The organism is Shewanella gelidimarina (assembly GCF_023283945.1).
Classification (GTDB): domain Bacteria; phylum Pseudomonadota; class Gammaproteobacteria; order Enterobacterales; family Shewanellaceae; genus Shewanella; species Shewanella gelidimarina.
This window is the reverse complement of the sequence record NZ_JAKIKW010000005.1, coordinates 1-16,094: the sequence shown is the minus strand read 5'-3', so window position 1 is coordinate 16,094 and position 16,094 is coordinate 1. Positions and strand designations below refer to the sequence as shown.

16 protein-coding genes and 1 pseudogene are annotated in these 16,094 nt (G+C 40.6%); 12 read left to right on the top strand and 5 right to left on the bottom strand.

Annotation, left to right across the window (positions count from 1 at the left end):
* Positions 1-273 precede the first annotated feature (273 nt).
* The 3 genes from L2729_RS06185 to L2729_RS06175 all read left to right on the top strand — a co-directional run bounded on the left by L2729_RS06185 (position 274) and on the right by L2729_RS06175 (position 1,753).
* Positions 274-729, top strand: a complete 456-nt coding sequence (locus L2729_RS06185) for an energy transducer TonB (RefSeq protein ID WP_248987482.1) — start codon at positions 274-276, stop codon at positions 727-729.
* A 111-nt stretch (positions 730-840) separates the two neighbouring features.
* Positions 841-1,185, top strand: a complete 345-nt coding sequence (locus tag L2729_RS06180; RefSeq protein ID WP_248987481.1) for a DUF3703 domain-containing protein — start codon at positions 841-843, stop codon at positions 1,183-1,185.
* Positions 1,186-1,294: 109 nt separating this feature from the next.
* Positions 1,295-1,753 (top strand): nuclear transport factor 2 family protein, encoded by a 459-nt coding sequence (locus tag L2729_RS06175; protein WP_248987480.1) that lies wholly within the window; start codon positions 1,295-1,297, stop codon positions 1,751-1,753.
* A 185-nt stretch (positions 1,754-1,938) separates the two neighbouring features.
* On the opposite strand, the gene L2729_RS06170 is transcribed toward L2729_RS06175, so the two are convergent.
* Complete coding sequence (locus L2729_RS06170; RefSeq protein WP_248987479.1) at positions 1,939-3,558, bottom strand: NAD(P)/FAD-dependent oxidoreductase; 1,620 nt, start codon at positions 3,556-3,558, stop codon at positions 1,939-1,941.
* Positions 3,559-3,942: 384 nt separating this feature from the next.
* Between L2729_RS06170 and L2729_RS06165 the strand changes: the two genes are divergently transcribed.
* Positions 3,943-4,179: a DUF5329 family protein gene (locus L2729_RS06165; RefSeq protein WP_346347754.1), complete on the top strand. Its 237-nt coding sequence runs from the start codon at positions 3,943-3,945 to the stop codon at positions 4,177-4,179.
* Between the two features lie 366 nt (positions 4,180-4,545).
* On the opposite strand, the gene L2729_RS06160 is transcribed toward L2729_RS06165, so the two are convergent.
* Positions 4,546-6,093 (bottom strand): phospholipase D-like domain-containing protein, encoded by a 1,548-nt coding sequence (locus tag L2729_RS06160; protein WP_248987477.1) that lies wholly within the window; start codon positions 6,091-6,093, stop codon positions 4,546-4,548.
* Positions 6,094-6,460: 367 nt separating this feature from the next.
* Between L2729_RS06160 and L2729_RS06155 the strand changes: the two genes are divergently transcribed.
* The 4 genes from L2729_RS06155 (at position 6,461) to L2729_RS06140 (ending at position 10,618) form a co-directional block, all read left to right on the top strand.
* Positions 6,461-7,156: a polymorphic toxin-type HINT domain-containing protein gene (locus tag L2729_RS06155; protein ID WP_248987476.1), complete on the top strand. Its 696-nt coding sequence runs from the start codon at positions 6,461-6,463 to the stop codon at positions 7,154-7,156.
* A gap of 268 nt (positions 7,157-7,424) precedes the next feature.
* Positions 7,425-8,234, top strand: coding sequence for an ABC transporter ATP-binding protein (locus L2729_RS06150; RefSeq protein WP_248987475.1), 810 nt, complete (start codon positions 7,425-7,427; stop codon positions 8,232-8,234).
* The gene (locus tag L2729_RS06145; protein WP_248987474.1) at positions 8,234-8,944 is read left to right on the top strand and encodes an ABC transporter permease; all 711 of its coding nucleotides are present in this window, start codon (positions 8,234-8,236) and stop codon (positions 8,942-8,944) included. Before L2729_RS06150 ends, L2729_RS06145 begins: the two co-directional genes overlap by 1 nt.
* A 24-nt stretch (positions 8,945-8,968) precedes the next feature.
* Positions 8,969-10,618: a GldG family protein gene (locus L2729_RS06140; RefSeq protein ID WP_248987473.1), complete on the top strand. Its 1,650-nt coding sequence runs from the start codon at positions 8,969-8,971 to the stop codon at positions 10,616-10,618.
* Between the two features lie 162 nt (positions 10,619-10,780).
* On the opposite strand, the gene L2729_RS06135 is transcribed toward L2729_RS06140, so the two are convergent.
* Positions 10,781-11,545, bottom strand: a complete 765-nt coding sequence (locus L2729_RS06135) for a spermidine synthase (RefSeq protein ID WP_248987472.1) — start codon at positions 11,543-11,545, stop codon at positions 10,781-10,783.
* A gap of 271 nt (positions 11,546-11,816) precedes the next feature.
* Between L2729_RS06135 and L2729_RS06130 the strand changes: the two genes are divergently transcribed.
* Positions 11,817-12,179: a hypothetical protein gene (locus L2729_RS06130; RefSeq protein WP_248987471.1), complete on the top strand. Its 363-nt coding sequence runs from the start codon at positions 11,817-11,819 to the stop codon at positions 12,177-12,179.
* Positions 12,180-12,332: 153 nt separating this feature from the next.
* Positions 12,333-13,325: a transposase gene (locus tag L2729_RS06125; RefSeq protein ID WP_248987470.1), complete on the top strand. Its 993-nt coding sequence runs from the start codon at positions 12,333-12,335 to the stop codon at positions 13,323-13,325.
* Positions 13,326-13,549: 224 nt separating this feature from the next.
* On the opposite strand, the pseudogene L2729_RS06120 reads toward L2729_RS06125, so the two are convergent.
* A pseudogene (locus tag L2729_RS06120) lies at positions 13,550-13,669 on the bottom strand (helix-turn-helix domain-containing protein); the annotation flags it as partial.
* Positions 13,670-13,802: 133 nt separating this feature from the next.
* A complete protein-coding gene (locus L2729_RS06115) occupies positions 13,803-14,027 on the bottom strand; it encodes a phage integrase N-terminal SAM-like domain-containing protein (RefSeq protein WP_248987469.1) in 225 nt (74 codons plus the stop codon).
* A 218-nt stretch (positions 14,028-14,245) separates the two neighbouring features.
* Here L2729_RS06115 and L2729_RS06110 point away from each other — a divergent pair, with 218 nt between their 5' ends.
* Both L2729_RS06110 and L2729_RS06105 read left to right on the top strand, forming a co-directional pair.
* Positions 14,246-14,578 (top strand): hypothetical protein, encoded by a 333-nt coding sequence (locus L2729_RS06110; RefSeq protein ID WP_248987468.1) that lies wholly within the window; start codon positions 14,246-14,248, stop codon positions 14,576-14,578.
* A gap of 110 nt (positions 14,579-14,688) precedes the next feature.
* Complete coding sequence (locus L2729_RS06105; protein ID WP_248987467.1) at positions 14,689-15,318, top strand: hypothetical protein; 630 nt, start codon at positions 14,689-14,691, stop codon at positions 15,316-15,318.
* The last annotated feature ends 776 nt before the right edge of the window (positions 15,319-16,094 follow it).

Here is a 16,094-nt window from a genome sequence, read left to right as displayed (position 1 = left end):
ATCTAAACCACGCGCTCGGCTATATGCATACACTGTGTTATTGGTAGAAAATCAAGGCATATTATCTCATGGGAATATGGGGTTACTATTGTTAATTAAATGATGTAACTTCGAAAGGATAAAGTGTTCACAAGCTCGTTACGCAAGGTGGTAATAGTTTTAACCTTACCAATAACCATGTAAATCAATGCCTTAGATTTGTACTGTTGAGTTGTTCTCATCGGTAAAATGCGCAAACGTGTATATAGATGTTAGAGCTATAAGGAATTAGCAATGAGAAAAATCGTTATATTATCCATTTTTAGTGTTTTTTTGGTGGCATGTGCTTCGAATGACGAAGCGAAAATAGCAGTTGAAGAACCAATACAATATGTAAATTTGACCTTAGATGATAAAAAAGAATTAATTAAGGAATATTGGGTAGTAGAAAAAAGACATGAGCCTCAATACCCAATTAGTGCTGCGAGAAAAGGTTTATCAGGTTGTGTGGACTTAATTATAGCGATTAATTCTGATGGAAAGTCTGGTGGATACAAAGTCAAAAAATCATATCCTGAAGGTGTATTTGATAAATATGCAGTCGCTGCATTAAATCATTGGAAATGGGCCGCGACAGATAAAAACGCTGATAGAAAACCTGTTTTAACAACCATACAATTGGACTTCATGGCCGATGGGGCTAAGAATAAAATTGAAGCTGAAGAACAGTGTAAATTTTCCCACATGTAATAGCACTAAAAATATCTTCAACCGGAAAAATACAGATGCCTGCTCGCAGGCTCAGGATAAGCGGTATTAGCACTTTTTCAAAGCTGACGTTTGATTGATAGAGGGTGAGCAATGCAACAGCAATTAAAAGAAGCGTTTTGTGTTGAAATGGATGAAGCCATCAACTTATACAAAAAGAATGAGCTAGACTCTGCATTCTACCACCTTGAACGTGCTCATATTCTTGGTCAGTCATATGTTCTTCCTCATGCTAAATCACACTGGTGGATGTTGAAAGTTGGTTTAAGGAAGCGAAATACCAAAGAGGTTCTTGGCCAAGTGACTAGAATGATTGCCTCCATATTATTTACTAAGGTTTGGGTTCCTTTAGGCAATACCGGAGGAACCAATGTGAACCCATTGAAGCCGATGCCAATACCAGATGATTTAAAGCGTTTTTTGCATAAGAAAACATAACAAACCATCAAACGGGACTAGAAACAGCTTTCTGTTTTGTTCATCAACATATTAGCCAATACTTTTATCATCTCTTTAGTACGGCATTAGCTTACCCAAGGAACTATCCATGTATCGCGTTTTACTTTTAACCTTAGCCGTTCTTTTTTCTAGTGCCGCAATAGCGGATACGTCTAATGATAGTGACGATGTAAAAAGAGCTGTGCTCGATTACATCGAATCACAACATAACGTCGAACCAGATTTAATGAAAAGAGGCTTGGATAAAGAATTAGCTAAAAGAACCTACTGGAAATCTAAAGATGGCTCAGAGTTTATAATGGAAACGGACTTTGAAACTATGGTCTGGGTAGCTGAAAACTACAACAAGGATGGTGATAAATTCCCATCATCTCCCAAAATTGATATCGATATACTTGATATTGATAAGCGAGTCGCATCGGTAAAGTTGACGGCAGACGATTGGATTGATTACATGCATTTATATAAAAATGAAAATAAAGAATGGAAAATACTTAACGTATTGTGGCAATACAATGATACGCAAAGGCATTCGAGCAAAAAGTAAGTTAATAATAAAATGAGCAAAGACTAACAAAAGCGGGCGACTGCGTATGCCTCGCTGGTTCTAGCCAACTATTTTACGTCCCTTGGCAAGGTGTTAAGCCTACTCGGATATTTCAGAACTTGTTGCGGTGGCAATAAAAAGAACAGCCCTATGTGACTTTGCTGCTCTCTTTATTCAAGGCCAGATTAACTGTTTGTCAGCTCTTTTAGCATGTCTAATGCAACAGCTTCGGCAATACTGATACCGTCGATACCCGCCGATAAAATCCCGCCAGCATAACCAGCGCCTTCACCCGCAGGGTACAAACCTTTGGTATTAATACTCTGGTAATCAGCACCACGTTTAATTTGCACTGGTGAAGAGGTACGCGTTTCAACGCCGGTTAACATGGCATCTTTATTGTCAAATCCACGAATTTTCTTACCGAACGCCGGCAGTGCTTCACGGATCGCATCAATGGCGAATTGTGGTAACGCATCGCTTAAATCGGTCATTTTTACATTAGGCTTATAAGATGGCACTACGTTTTCAAACGGCTTACCACTACCTGCCGCTAAAAAGTCACCGACCATTTGCGCTGGGGCATCGTAATTGCTGCCACCCATAACATAGGCATTGCGCTCTAGTTGTCGCTGCAGTGCAATACCTTGCAATGGATCGTTATCAAAATCACTTGGATTAATCCCCACCACAATGGCGCTGTTGGCATTACGTTCGCTGCGCGAGTATTGGCTCATACCATTGGTAACGACAGCGTGCTCTTCTGACGTTGCCGCCACAACCACACCACCAGGACACATACAAAAGCTGTATACACTGCGACCACTTTTACAATGATGCACTAACTTGTAATCTGCAGCGCCTAACATTGGGTGCCCTGCGTTAGTGCCAAAGCGGTCTTTATCGATCATCTCTTGTTTGTGTTCAATACGGAAACCAATCGAAAATGACTGCGCCTGCATATACACGCCTTTGTCATGCAACATTTGGAACGTATCGCGAGCACTGTGACCAATTGCTGCAATGATATGCTTAGAATGCAATACTTCGCCATTTCTAAGCGTGACACCTGTTACTTGACGATCGCTAACATTGATTTCATCGACACGAGTCTCAAAACGAACTTCACCGCCTAATCGAATGATTTCTCTGCGCATTTTTTCCACCATAGTGACCAATTTAAAGGTACCTATGTGGGGTTTGCTGACATAAATAATTTCAGCGGGTGCGCCAGCCGCAACAAATTCTTGTTTTACTTTTAAGCCTTTAAAACCAGGATCTTTGACTTGGCTGTATAACTTACCGTCAGAGAATGTGCCTGCGCCACCTTCTCCAAATTGCACATTTGATTCGGTGTTTAGCTCACTGGTACGCCAAAAACGGAAAGTATCTTTAGCACGTTCGTGTACCGACTTACCGCGCTCTAAAATAATAGGCTTAAAGCCCATTTGCGCCAACATAAGTCCGACAAACAAGCCACATGGGCCCATGCCAATCACTAAGGGGCGTTCCGTTAATCCTTCCGGTGCACTAGCAACATATTTATAATCGGTATCTGGCGAAACACGGATGTTATGATCATCCACAAGCGAGGCCAATAACGCCGCTTCGTCTACATCGGTTAATGTCACATCCAATGTATAAATTAAGGAAATTAAATTCTTTTTTCGGGCATCGTAGCCACGCTTAAACACATGTATGTCAACCAGCTGCTCCGCAGAGATAGAGAGCTTTTGCAATACGATATCTTGCAGCGCATCTTCATTATGGTCGAGAGGCAATTTTACTTGGTTTAGACGGATCATGATTTACCTAAAAAGAGACTTAAAAAACAGCGCGTAGTTTACGTGATTTAGCACTAAAATGAAATTATCTATTGATGGTGTATGCCATGCTGTCAGCACGAGCTTAACGCTTGAATATCATAAATATTTACCGACGCTCATCACTTCCCCTTAGCTGACCATGTTGAAATAACTCACAAGACATAACTAAACCGCTCCAAATGATGAGATACAACGGCTTTGAATCAGCTTAGGCCAACGTTGTGATGGGAGCATGTTATTCATCATAATTACTACGATAATCTGAAGGGGTCACTAGTACTTTTTAGCTTGCGGATATTCCTTTGGCTTCACCAAGTTATGCTTGTAGCAGCAAAGGCACCAAGACACTAACGATCAAGACCGATGCTCTCAATTGAGGGTACTATGCACAATGGTACTGAAGCCGCTGGACATATAAAGAAGAAGTATGAGTATTTTTTAGATGACATTAAGTCAACTGAAGACTTTGTTAAATATTCAGCGACGAAAAGTAAGATGTCTGGCAGGTATTATAAGATTCATTGTGGTAATGAATCGCCAATTAAAAGCCGAGATTGGCTTTTGATAGAATTAAAGGCTTATAGAAACTCTCAGGACTAGTGCTATCAAAGTGTTTTATTTAACTAGTCGTAATACGTGTTTATAACAATATTTGTTTGCATGTCAATATAAACAATAATTATATAACTCTGTCATGATTTGCTTTGATTCAAATTAAATGTAAATAACCATGCAAGGGTAAATGCTGCCTGCATTACCTTAGTTACCGCTTAAACACTGCAATGAGGGACCATTTTCAAAGCTTTTATAAGAGGCTGGTACTGTCTGCAGCTAAATAGCAGCGAGTAAAGTTATAATATGCTGAGTAGAAGTGACTAAGTTATATTTATTACAAGGTTTAATCATACAGCACTACAAAGCAGCGACAATAACCCGTGCTAAAACGTTCCTTAAATTAAAAATAATTTAAAGTTGGGACTCTACTGGTAGCAATTGCAAGAAACCATTTTTAAAACGGTCCCACCAGCTGCTGTAAGGGTCATTGTCATAGGTTATTCTTTTATCTCCATTTTTTTGCGTCCAAATAATATCACCTTCTTTAAGTGATAATTTAAATGCCCCATCTTTAACTATACTGTCAAAATCCTTAACAATAAAAGCACCTAGCTTTTCGGATTCTGCAATTACACCAATTTCTGTATTTTCATTGCGAGAACGAGGATCAAGATTCATTGAACCAATGAATGTGATTTTACGGTCAATGACAAAGTACTTAGCATGTAAAGTGAGCTTTGATGCGGTTGAAGAAGCACCTTTGTCAGTATATTTCTTCAATACATCTATACGGGCATTGTCGACTTCATATAACTCCACACCAAGCGCTAATAATTCTTTTCGATACTTTGAATATCCAGAGTGCACTATGGTGACATCATTGGATTTCATAGAGTTGGTTAACACTCTAACCGTGACACCTTTTTTTACGAGACTGCCTAACAATGCCACGCCTTCGTCGCCAGGTACAAAGTAAGGAGACACAATGATGAATTCGTCTTGCGCATTATCCACATAAGGACGTAATTTTGGTGCTAGGTGGTATTCTGTTTTGTCACGTGAAGAGACAATTTTTAATGGATCATCATATAAGACTACAGCCTTGCCAATGTATTCGTTTACTTTATCTTCTTTTACTAAACTTAATAAGTCGTTTTCACGTAGTGCCTGTGCATATTGAGAGTTTTTGTTTTTCTCCAAGAAGGATTTAAAAATCTCACTGACTTCATGTACATCATTTTTCGATGGCTGGTAATCATTTAGTAAGTTGATTTCGTAAGTTATTTCACTATTCCAATATAAGTCAAAAGCAATTTGTACTTCTTGTACAATCTCGCCTGTAAAAGCAATATCTAAATCCCCAAAAGCGACATCTGAGTGCGCACCGTAATACAGGTCTCCTACATTACGGCCACCCAAAATGGATATGCTGCTGTCGACCGTGAACGTTTTATTGTGCATTCGACGTGTTACTGAACCAAAGCCAGTGATTAGCTGCCGAGTGCGCTTCTTATCGCGCAAAAAGGGATTGAAAATGCGTACTTCAAAATTTTTGTGTGAATTTAGTTTTGCAATATCAATATCTTTACCCGCTAAATCCATATCATCTACAAGTAAACGAATGCGCACCCCTCTGTCGGCAGCTTGCCACAATGCTGCCGTTAATAGTCTTCCACTTAAATCAGAGTGATATTGATAATATTGTAGATCTACGCTCTTTTGTGCCGCATTAATGAGGGATACTCGAGCTACAAAAGCATCAACACCATCTTCGAGCAGCATCATTAACGCATCATCATTTTTTAAGCCGAGCAGCTTACGTTCCTCATCAAGCTCCATCGTTAACTGGCTGTCTTGAGATTTACTCATCGCGTAATTTTTACTGCTGGTATTGTCGGGAAGACTAGTACAAGAAAATAGAGAGATGATGGGTATCAGGAGGATGATATTTTTAAGCACAATCATTTCCTTATAAGTTGTTGATGAATATTAGTTAAGCTACTAGTAGTGACAAAAGCAAGGTTTAAAAGACAAAATGGGTAGCCAGCAGACTAATGATACTTAACACCCAATGGCCAGAACATGCGGGTTTCAGGGGCCTTGGGGAGAGCTTTTCTTGATGGGGTATTCTTGGAGTCAAAAAGTACACTTTAATCTGCATTGTTTATTTGGCTTTAGGCACAACCATCACCGGCCTTGCCTAATGCACACTAAACTCCGACAGAACCCTACAATTTAAAGTGACTTGGGTATAATAGCGCTTTTATTTTACCGAACCGTTTTACTTAACCCTATTGAATGAATATTTGGAAGTGTTGCACAAGATATGATCGAGATTGAATATACTATTGCTGAATTAAAAACGTCGATGTTCGTGGTAGAAGAACACCGTTTTTACCTTGTTGCACAGGAGTGGGTTAAGGCTGAAGATCTTAAGGTGGCCGACCAAATCTTAGCCTGCAGTGGCGCGATAGCAGAGATAACGCACATCAATAAAATCGAAGGGTCACACCATTATTGCGATCTTAAAATCAGCCACAATCATCATTATTTTGTGACAACGGGGCGCCCGTTAAGTCGTGACACCCTCTGCGATAGAGCCCCTGTAGATCCGCTTGAACTTGTCTCATATCAGTTAGCTAATAAGCCCTCCAATTTCCCCGATGGTACGCCTACGGGAGATCACAGTGGTCCCTGGGTCGCGGCTAGATATGTAAACAGTGATGCTAGCGAGGATGTTATCGGTTGGGGCTGTGCCAGTGACAACATGTGCGCTGAAGATGCAGCGTTGAGTGATTTGAGGCTTAAGCTGGACGATGCCATCGAATTACATCGCGGTAATGTCAGAATTTCACATGCTTATATAAGGAAGTACACTCGAAAAGGCCGCTTCGTGAACAAGATGAGTCCCTGCGTTCATTGCCGAGATAATTATGGCAATGCGCTTAATGACAGCACGTTGGGAAAGAGTGATTTAGTTAAAGACGGCCGTGGCTATTTACCTCCAGCCCCTCTCGATTAGTATGGCGGCTTACTTAGTAATAACTGCAAGATATTGTTTGTAAAATTAAAAATATTGTTCGTGCTACACTGGCCCATCGCTTTTCTGTGATGGTGATTACAGCCCGCTGCGCCCCTTTCAATGCATCGCTATGTTTTGCTCATTCTCATTCGGTATGAAGATAATGTGCAAAAGTTAGGCAGCAGGTCTACGGGCAGGTATTAAGACGATTAGCCAAAAAAGGCAATGTAAATCCAGTTTCTAACAATCACGATGAAAAGGCTATTGAGTGAGTATTCTAACGGTTGAACATATCAGTAAAAGCTTCGGTGCCCTGCAAGCGCTAGATGATGTTAGCTTTGAAATTAATCAAGGCGATATCGTCGGCTTTTTAGGAAAGAATGGCGCAGGAAAAACAACCTTGATGCGTATTATTACTTCTTTTCTTGCACCATCTTCAGGCCGAGTTTTTATTGATGGCGATGATATTACTAAGCATTCTCTAACGATCAGACAGAAAATTGGCTACCTCCCTGAAACACCGCCTTTGTACACCAGCATGACAGTGTTCCAATATTTGAAGTTTGCCGCTGAGATAAAAGATGTGCCACCCAAAAAACAAGCGGTCAAGATTGCTAAAGTGCTAGAAGAGTGCGATTTAGAACAGGTAAAACAAAAAACGATTTCAACATTATCTAAAGGTTATAAGCAAAGGGTGGGGATTGCACAAGCGATTATTCATGAGCCTAAACTGCTTATTCTAGATGAACCCACAAGTGGGCTAGATCCTATGCAAATTCAGCAAGTATTAGCACTTATAAGCAATCAGCGAGAACAAAGAACGGTATTGTTGAGCACGCACACCTTGACTGAAATGGAAAAAATAGCGCAACGTATTTTGATGATTAAATCAGGTCAGCTGGTGATAGATGAATCCTTGGATACATTGCTTAAAACCGGGATCGGCAGAGATAGAATGGATACCGGCAATAACAATGTATCGGTATCACAAGATTGCTCGTCTAAATCATCGACCTTGGAACAAATTTTCATTGATTATCATCAGCAGCCGCAAATGCACAATGGTGGTGATCACTGATGCATAAAGTCCTCGCATTAACCAAAAAAGAGCTGCATGGCTATTTTAGTAGCCCTATTGCTTACCTCGTTATAATTGCTTCGTTATCTTTGTTTAATATGTTTTTCTTTATGATCATTGATCAAAATAGAGAAGTGTCATTACGAGATATTTTTCAAGTGATGGAGTTTATGTTTATTTTCATCATCCCATTACTCACGATGAAGCTATTTGCAGAAGAGAAGTCCAACGGGACGATGGAGTTTTTACTGACATCCCCCTTAACACCGACCATGATAGTGTTAGGTAAGTATTTAAGTATGCTTGTTTTTTACTCGCTATTAATTGCTCTAACAAGCGCTTACTATTTTATCGTTGAATATTATGGTGATCCCGACGTTTACAGTATTCTGTCAGGCTATATTGGTATCTGGTTAGAGGGAGCACTCTTCATTGCCATCGGCTTACTGACCTCTTCATGGACTCGCAACCAAATAATTGCCGCAATGGCCTCTTACTTAATTCTATTTATACTCTACTTTTCAAGCACCTTTACTAAATATGTCACCGGCTTTGCTGAAACGTTTGTTACCCAGTTTAGTACGCGTACCCACCTCGAAAACTTTGCCATCGGCATGATCACCGCCAGTGATATTATCTATTACTTAGCGGGGATTTTACTTTGTTTAGTACTCACCCGTATAAGCATTGACCATAGGGTGTGGCAATAAATGACGCTTAAAAAGAAAATCAGCATGATGCTTAATAAATTATTCCCAGCCTTGGTAGGGATAACCCTGTTTGTCTTCACCATCGGATTATCGTTATTTTATATTGAAGGTCAATTTGCTCTATTAAGCTTGAGTCTCGCCAGTTTCTTAACGTTCAGTGGTGCAATTTTATTTGTTGGCTTGCTGCTTTTAAGCAAGCGTCTAAGCAACACTGACGCTAACTCAACGAAAGTGGCATCGGTTACCCATCGTGGACGGTGGAAAAAAGTCTTTATTATTTTCTCTATGGTCATGGGGAGTTTTGCATTTCTTGGCATCAGTCATTATGCTGCTAACAGCATTTCTATGCGCTGGGATGTGACTGAAGCTAAACAACATACCTTGTCTAAAAACACTATCGACTTCATTAGCTCGTTAACAACCGAGGTCCAGTTAACCGCATTTTATGTGGGGATGCCGCCAAAATATTTACAAGATTTATTTAACGAGTATGAAAGGTTATCCGCTGGCCTCATTAGTACGCAAATAATCGATCCGATTGAGAATATTTCGTTTGCGGCAAAATTTGGCAATGTGTTGAGTGCCAACGAACGCAAGGTGATTGTGCAAGCGGGTGACGTCCGTAAAGATGTTGATTTTACTGATGAGCCACTGACAGAAGAGAAGCTCACCAATACCATTGCCCGCGCTAGCCGCTCACCAAGGCAAGTTTACTTTCTCAGTGGCCATGGTGAATACTCGATTTCAAATGAAGATAATCTTGGCTTATCCACCTTTAAGCAATTGTTAGCCGATAACAACATGCAAAGTAAACCGCTGATGTTAGGTATTACACAGTCGATCCCTGAGGATTGTGATGTGTTAATTATTGCGGGTCCGCGTACTGAACTTACACAGCAGGAAGAAACGTTAATCGTTGATTACCTATCGTCTGGCGGAAATGCGTTATTTTTGATTGAGCAAACACTGGTCACCACACCCGATAAGCCACTGACAGCAGAGCAACAACAGTTAAACCCGTCATTAAACGGCATTATCAATCAATGGGGGCTTAACGTTCAGCCAGATGTTGTGGTCGATTTAACCAATCATATTGGTAATGATGTTGGCAGCCCAGCGACCAAAAATTATCAAAAGCACAAAGCCATTACCGAAGGTTTAGATTACACCTTTTACGTCAGACCGCGTTCTATTCGAGTGTTAGAACAGCGTCGCCCGAACATTAAGCTTGCTGCTATCGCTTTGACTACATCGAAAGATCAAAGCTGGGCGGAAACGAATCGTCACTTAGATATTCAATTTAATCCAGGTATCGACACTCCAGGCCCTGTGCCTATCTCTTATGTTGTTCTCGAACAGCATCCCGCAAAGCCCAGCGCGCAGGATAAAGAGCTCAGCAAGCCATTAAACACGCGGATGATTGTTTTTACTGACGCTGACTTTTTAACAAATATCTATATCAATCAGTACAGTAATGCACAAATGGGGCTTAATGTTGTTAATTGGCTGGCAGAATTAGACTATCAAGTCTTTCTTAGCTCAAAAGCAGTAAAGGTAGAACGGTTAGATTTAACCAGTAAACAAAAACGCCAAGTGGTGGTGATATTATTCTTGCTGCCATTTTTCTTTGGTATTGCTGGATTGGTTGTTTGGCTAAGATCTAGAGCCAAGTAAAAGTACCAGTACCATTACCAGTTTGATTGTAATCTGCTTGATAGTTTTAGGTAGCTTCCAACATCAACTTGAATGAGTTGATGTTGGACTGATTTTGGCTTTGGCTTTGAGCTGGAGCTGTACTTGAAGTTGGGATCAGTTGAGCTAATACGTCATCGAAGGCTAATTGAGATCTTGTATATCACAAAGCAAATTGGCATAACGTTCCATCGAAATGTTCATTTGCTCTTGCAAGGATTGGCCTTTAGCCAGTAGCACTTCTCTTGTCATTGAGGGAATGTCATTTTTGAATGCCAGTATGATGGTGTTCCCACCTGCAACTTCAAAACTGAGGCGTCGGTTTTCAAATTCATGCGCGAGTAATTCATCTAACTCTTGTCGTAATTCAAGCCCCGTATGGCAGATATTGAGCACCAGCACACCTTGTTCGTTGAGTGCATTTTTACAATCACGCAAGTAGCTTGATTGTACCTGTTTCGGTTCCATACCTTCCGAGTTGTATAGATCCGAAAAGATAATATCGCTTTTCGTGTCAGTGTTTTTCATATAGTTCACCGCATCGTCTATATGAATGAAGAGACGAGCTGTGTCGGGTAAGTCAAAATATTCTTTTGCGGTCTCAGCCACGGCGGCACGGTATTCAATTGCGTGTACGTTCAACTCGGCGAAACTGCTGAGCAGATTCTTTGCCATAGATCCAGCGCCCAGCCCCATAATGGTGGCTGTTTTCACGCTAGGGATAAACAATAAACCCGCCATCATAGCCTGGGTGTAGCCGAGATTTAATCCATTAATATCATTTAGTTTCATGCAACTTTGATATATTTTCCCGTCAAAGCTGAGAATCCGAGCGGTCCTTGTTTGATAAACATAAATCGGGCCGTGCTCATCGACTATTGATGAGATGCAGGTTCCTTTGATATCCATGGTATTTCTTAACTACGTGTATATAACGGGTAGGGCATCATAACGGAAAACAGAGTGTAGATGCGGTTGTGATTTGCTAATAACTATCTAGAACACTCATACCGTCCTAACGAATTAGGTGCAACAGGCATCGATGGAGCAATGATTTTGTTGCACTCACAGGGATGTATTTGCAATAGATCCGCTTTCTATCCTCGAGGATAAACTAGCCAAACTAAATAAAGCTTCTACACTAACCAATACGCGAAATTAATACCAAAGGAAGGCAAGCATGAGACTCTCGCAATTAGCAGCTGTGGCCATAATATTGATCCCCGGCTCAGTCGCTGCGAACACTATTTGCCAAGAATACACGGCTGCCCACGATGCCAATAACCAAGAGGCAATCAAAATAGTGGATTATAAAGTGAGTAAACAAGCTACGCTCATCATTCTTAAAGAAGAGGGTCAGGACGGGTACAATAATATCCTTAACTACTCCTTGGTTAATTGGAACGGGGACTCAAAATTTACCTGGATTCTTCACAACAGCGCAAACGAATGCAATATAGACCCAAATGCAGAGTTAGGTGCCGTGTTAGCAAAAAACTTAATAAATGACTTCAACAATAAGGTCGTCTATACACACGAATAAATAATAAATACATAGACTAAAAATAAATACATAGACAGCCATCGTTAATGGCACAACAAAAATACAACACCTAAATACATAGACAGCCATCGTTAATGGCACAACTGATAACCTCCGACTAAGCTTTGAAAGAGCATTTAACAAGGAGGTTGTATGCCAAGGCCAAGACGAACCCTGATCAGTATCGAAGACACCCCGTATTATCACTGTTGTAGCCGCGTAGTGCGTCGTGCCTTTCTCTGTGGTGATGATAAATACACGGGTAAAAACTACGACCATCGCCGAGGTTGGGTTGAAACGCAAATATTGAAGCTTACCGAGGTGTTTGCTATCGATGTAGCGGCTTATGCTGTGATGAGTAATCATTTGCATGTTGTGCTTTATATTGACCTAGAAACCGTGAATAACTGGTCAGATAGAGAGGTTGTTGAGCAATGGCACAAATGCTTTAATGGTACTGGGCTGACTCAAAAGTTTGCTAAAGGTGAAGTGATTGATGAACACTTAGTTGCTCAGTTAAAGCATCAAATAGCGATTTACCGCTCACGCCTCAGTGATATCTCATGGTTCATGAGATGCTTGAATGAACCAATAGCCAGACAAGCCAATCTTGAAGATAATTGCACTGGCCATTTTTGGGAAGGGCGGTTTAAATCTCAAGCCCTTTTGGATGAGGCCGCTGTGCTGGCTTGTATGACCTATGTCGAACACTTTTTGCTAATAGATAGGCCAATCCGTGCGAAGATGGCGCAAACGCCAGAGCAATCAGATTTCACCAGTTTAAAACTCAGAGTCACCGCAGCGCTTAAAGGTCAACAACCGAGCAAGCTATTAGCCTTTATTGGCAACGAGCGAGAGCACCAGCCAAAAGGTATTGCTTTCTCGCTGAAAGACTACCTTGAACTGGTTGATGAAACAGGCAGGGTTATCCGTAACGATAAGCGTGGCGCGATATCTTCGAGTGCAGAAAGGATTTTGAGCCGATTAAATATCCCAGCGACTAATTGGGTAAAAATCACCACCGAGTTTGGGCAGCTTTTTCACGGCCCAGTGGGGACGTTGCAAGAGCTAAGCAGCTACTGTGAACACTTAGATAAACGCCGGCGGCACTTTTCAAATAGTTGCCAGTATATGCAAGTAGACTAGACTCTAACTCACTGCCTCAAGACCCCTTTCCTCAGTTAATCCATTGAGTTAATATTCAACACCTTAAAACTCGCTAATCCCCGCTAATTCACTTCTTCTGCGGCCTTTATCTGCTGCCACTCTGTTGAAAATGGTTCAAGTACTTCTTTGATAGACGTCAATCGTTGATATTGGGTTGAAAGCTAGTTATGTTATTGATTATTAATGGCTGGATATTATTTTCTACGGCTAATCGTCGTATGGTGACGCCCTATAAGCCGCCCGATAGATCTTAAGCTCTCACCAGAGTTAAAGCGGTAATAGATCGCTTTTCTGTCAGACATGCTAAGGTGGGTGTAAGTCATTTTGAAGCTCCTTTGCTATGTTATGGTCGCACATAAACATTAGCAGAAGCTTTAGGATGACTTTCTCTTCAATGAGTTAGTCGTAATGGTGCACTCGCATGTAGAACGCGGCTTGATTATTAATGGCTGGCTATTATTTTCTAGAAATATAGTGCCAGCCATGGTTAATGAGCTGAGCGAAGTCGCGCTTCAAATCATCGGTAGTGAGGTTATCAGGGCAGCGGTCAAAGAAGGCGGCAATACGCCGTACTGCACGGCTATATGCATCGATGGTAGCGGGTCGCTTGCCTTGTAAGGTTAAGTTGGTAAGATGTTGTTCATAAAGAGAATCAAAGCGTTGCTGTTCAAATGTCTTCATGACAATACTCCTAGTAATAATGGCCTAACAAGACCTGTACTAGTAAGTATTTAGGATGAGGAGGTAGAGATAGTTTTATCTTTTCTGCCGCATAGCGGCTTCATTCAACAAGCGTTTAAAGCGGGACTGCTAACAGCTTGCTCGGTTTCGCTACGCTTCACAATTTTAGCAAACTATTTTCAGCCCCTTAAATGGGCGTTATATTTCAAGGAAGATCTATGTGTAAGTATTCTATAAGTGCGATTTGTCTCGTTCTGGCTTCGTTTTCTTTTAGTGTTTCTGCAAAAGACTCTGAGGGTGCTGTTAAATTAAAAATTCAAGAATTAAGTGAAAGCTGTACCTCAATTGCATTTAAGGGCACACCCAAAACAGCAGTGCAAATGTTTTGTAGTGGAGGCTTTAATGAATTAGTCGTTAGGCACTGTATCAGAGCCAAATTAGATTTAAATAAGTATGATGAATCAATTTCTATTTCTTATTTAACCCTTGATGGCAGCAAAAAAGAAATGAAAGTGAACGTAGAAATGAAGTGTAGCGATATTGAAATATAACAAGAAAATCAACAAGGACACGTAACAGTTGGCTACGTTTCGCTTCGCTACACTATTTTAGCCCACTATTTTTAGCCTGTTATTTGGGCGTTATACAAAAAAGGTTCATTATGAAATTATCTATTACGTTATTATTATATTTTTTTGCTTTTAATGTTATTGCTGCTCAAAAAGCAGTAACAGAAGAGGGCGATATTGTGATTCTAAATGGCAATGGAACTTGGGTTTATGAAGATGGCAAAGCCTCTCATGATATAGAAATAAAAACAAATCCTACTGCTTTCAACAAGCCAGTTAGCTCAAATTTCGTTCTAAAAAGTAAGAAAAACAACTCAGCTTTTGCTCTAAATACTAAAGAGTGGGCATTTGTTAAAAGTAAAAGGGATGATGCGGCTATTGAATATAATATAAATCTTAAAGCTGGAGATTTATATGGAATGGCTATAACAGAACGTGTTGAAATTGAGCTTGAAGAATTAGTTGAAATTGCTTTCGAAAACGCTAGAGGAGTAGCCCCTGACACCAAAGTAGTAAAGAAAGAATATAGAGTTGTAAATGGAACAAAACTTATATACATGGAAATGATTGGCACTATGAAAGGTATCAAATTTAAATATATGGGTTACTATTTTTCTGACACTTCTGGCTCTACTCAGCTTGTAGTATACACTGGCGCAAATTTAGTAAATAAATACAAAACAGAGATTAATAATCTCTTGAATGGTTTTTCTGTTCAATAAATATGTTGTATAACAAGTTGCTTAAACGGAAAATAACAGTTGGCCATCGCTTCGCGATTATAGCCAACCATTATTTTTCGCTTAGCAAGGCGTTACCGCAATATACGTTTGCCATATTTCCCTTAATGAAATTCATCACTCCAAGAGCTTTAGCTCTAAATCGTTTATGTCCGTGCGACCTGAGGTCGTATGAAGCGCTGTTCACCGCGATAAGAGTGAACCATCTGTATCACCAGATGACCCTAAGACTCTGAATAAAGCAGCGAGTCTGACAATGTAACGAAGTCCATTGGACGGGAACAGAATCGTGAGAGGACGTTCTTCCTGATAACCACAATCGGGTAAGTGCTAGGGTGTCAGTATGATGAACGTAAGTGAATCCATATAAGGTGCGTTATACGATGAACAGCGGAAGTGGTTAATACGCTGTGGCCAAAAGGCATGAGAGTTGGAAAGAGATTGGACAGTGCTCTTTCGTGATCAAATAACTCTCCGCACTATAGTGGGCATCTAACCTGACGTTGCGCGACATACGGAACAGGGTAAGCCTGTATTGCTCCCCTTGGGGAAAGTGGCCTGCGAAAGCTACCGATAGTAATGCAGGTAAAGGAGGCTAGAAAAAGCGAATGCCGCATTGTAATGATGCGGATACTGATTTTATCTGGCGCGAAAGCGAGCTGACTTCTAGCTGGTCTCCCGTTGCAAGATGATTTGAAGAACTTTATTCAAGGAGAAACGCAAATGATGGCTTCAAACGAAGTTAGTGCATCTCCTGA

What these genes read in the sequence shown, in the direction of transcription:
- L2729_RS06185 (WP_248987482.1), top strand. Translation starts at nt 274, where the DNA reads ATGAGAAAAATCGTTATATTATCCATTTTTAGTGTTTTTTTGGTGGCA.
- L2729_RS06180 (WP_248987481.1), top strand. Translation starts at nt 841, where the DNA reads ATGCAACAGCAATTAAAAGAAGCGTTTTGTGTTGAAATGGATGAAGCC.
- L2729_RS06175 (WP_248987480.1), top strand. Translation starts at nt 1,295, where the DNA reads ATGTATCGCGTTTTACTTTTAACCTTAGCCGTTCTTTTTTCTAGTGCC.
- L2729_RS06170 (WP_248987479.1), bottom strand. Translation starts at nt 3,558, where the DNA reads ATGATCCGTCTAAACCAAGTAAAATTGCCTCTCGACCATAATGAAGAT.
- L2729_RS06165 (WP_346347754.1), top strand. Translation starts at nt 3,943, where the DNA reads ATGCTCTCAATTGAGGGTACTATGCACAATGGTACTGAAGCCGCTGGA.
- L2729_RS06155 (WP_248987476.1), top strand. Translation starts at nt 6,461, where the DNA reads ATGATCGAGATTGAATATACTATTGCTGAATTAAAAACGTCGATGTTC.
- L2729_RS06145 (WP_248987474.1), top strand. Translation starts at nt 8,234, where the DNA reads ATGCATAAAGTCCTCGCATTAACCAAAAAAGAGCTGCATGGCTATTTT.
- L2729_RS06140 (WP_248987473.1), top strand. Translation starts at nt 8,969, where the DNA reads ATGATGCTTAATAAATTATTCCCAGCCTTGGTAGGGATAACCCTGTTT.
- L2729_RS06135 (WP_248987472.1), bottom strand. Translation starts at nt 11,545, where the DNA reads ATGGATATCAAAGGAACCTGCATCTCATCAATAGTCGATGAGCACGGC.
- L2729_RS06130 (WP_248987471.1), top strand. Translation starts at nt 11,817, where the DNA reads ATGAGACTCTCGCAATTAGCAGCTGTGGCCATAATATTGATCCCCGGC.
- L2729_RS06125 (WP_248987470.1), top strand. Translation starts at nt 12,333, where the DNA reads ATGCCAAGGCCAAGACGAACCCTGATCAGTATCGAAGACACCCCGTAT.
- L2729_RS06115 (WP_248987469.1), bottom strand. Translation starts at nt 14,027, where the DNA reads ATGAAGACATTTGAACAGCAACGCTTTGATTCTCTTTATGAACAACAT.
- L2729_RS06110 (WP_248987468.1), top strand. Translation starts at nt 14,246, where the DNA reads ATGTGTAAGTATTCTATAAGTGCGATTTGTCTCGTTCTGGCTTCGTTT.
- L2729_RS06105 (WP_248987467.1), top strand. Translation starts at nt 14,689, where the DNA reads ATGAAATTATCTATTACGTTATTATTATATTTTTTTGCTTTTAATGTT.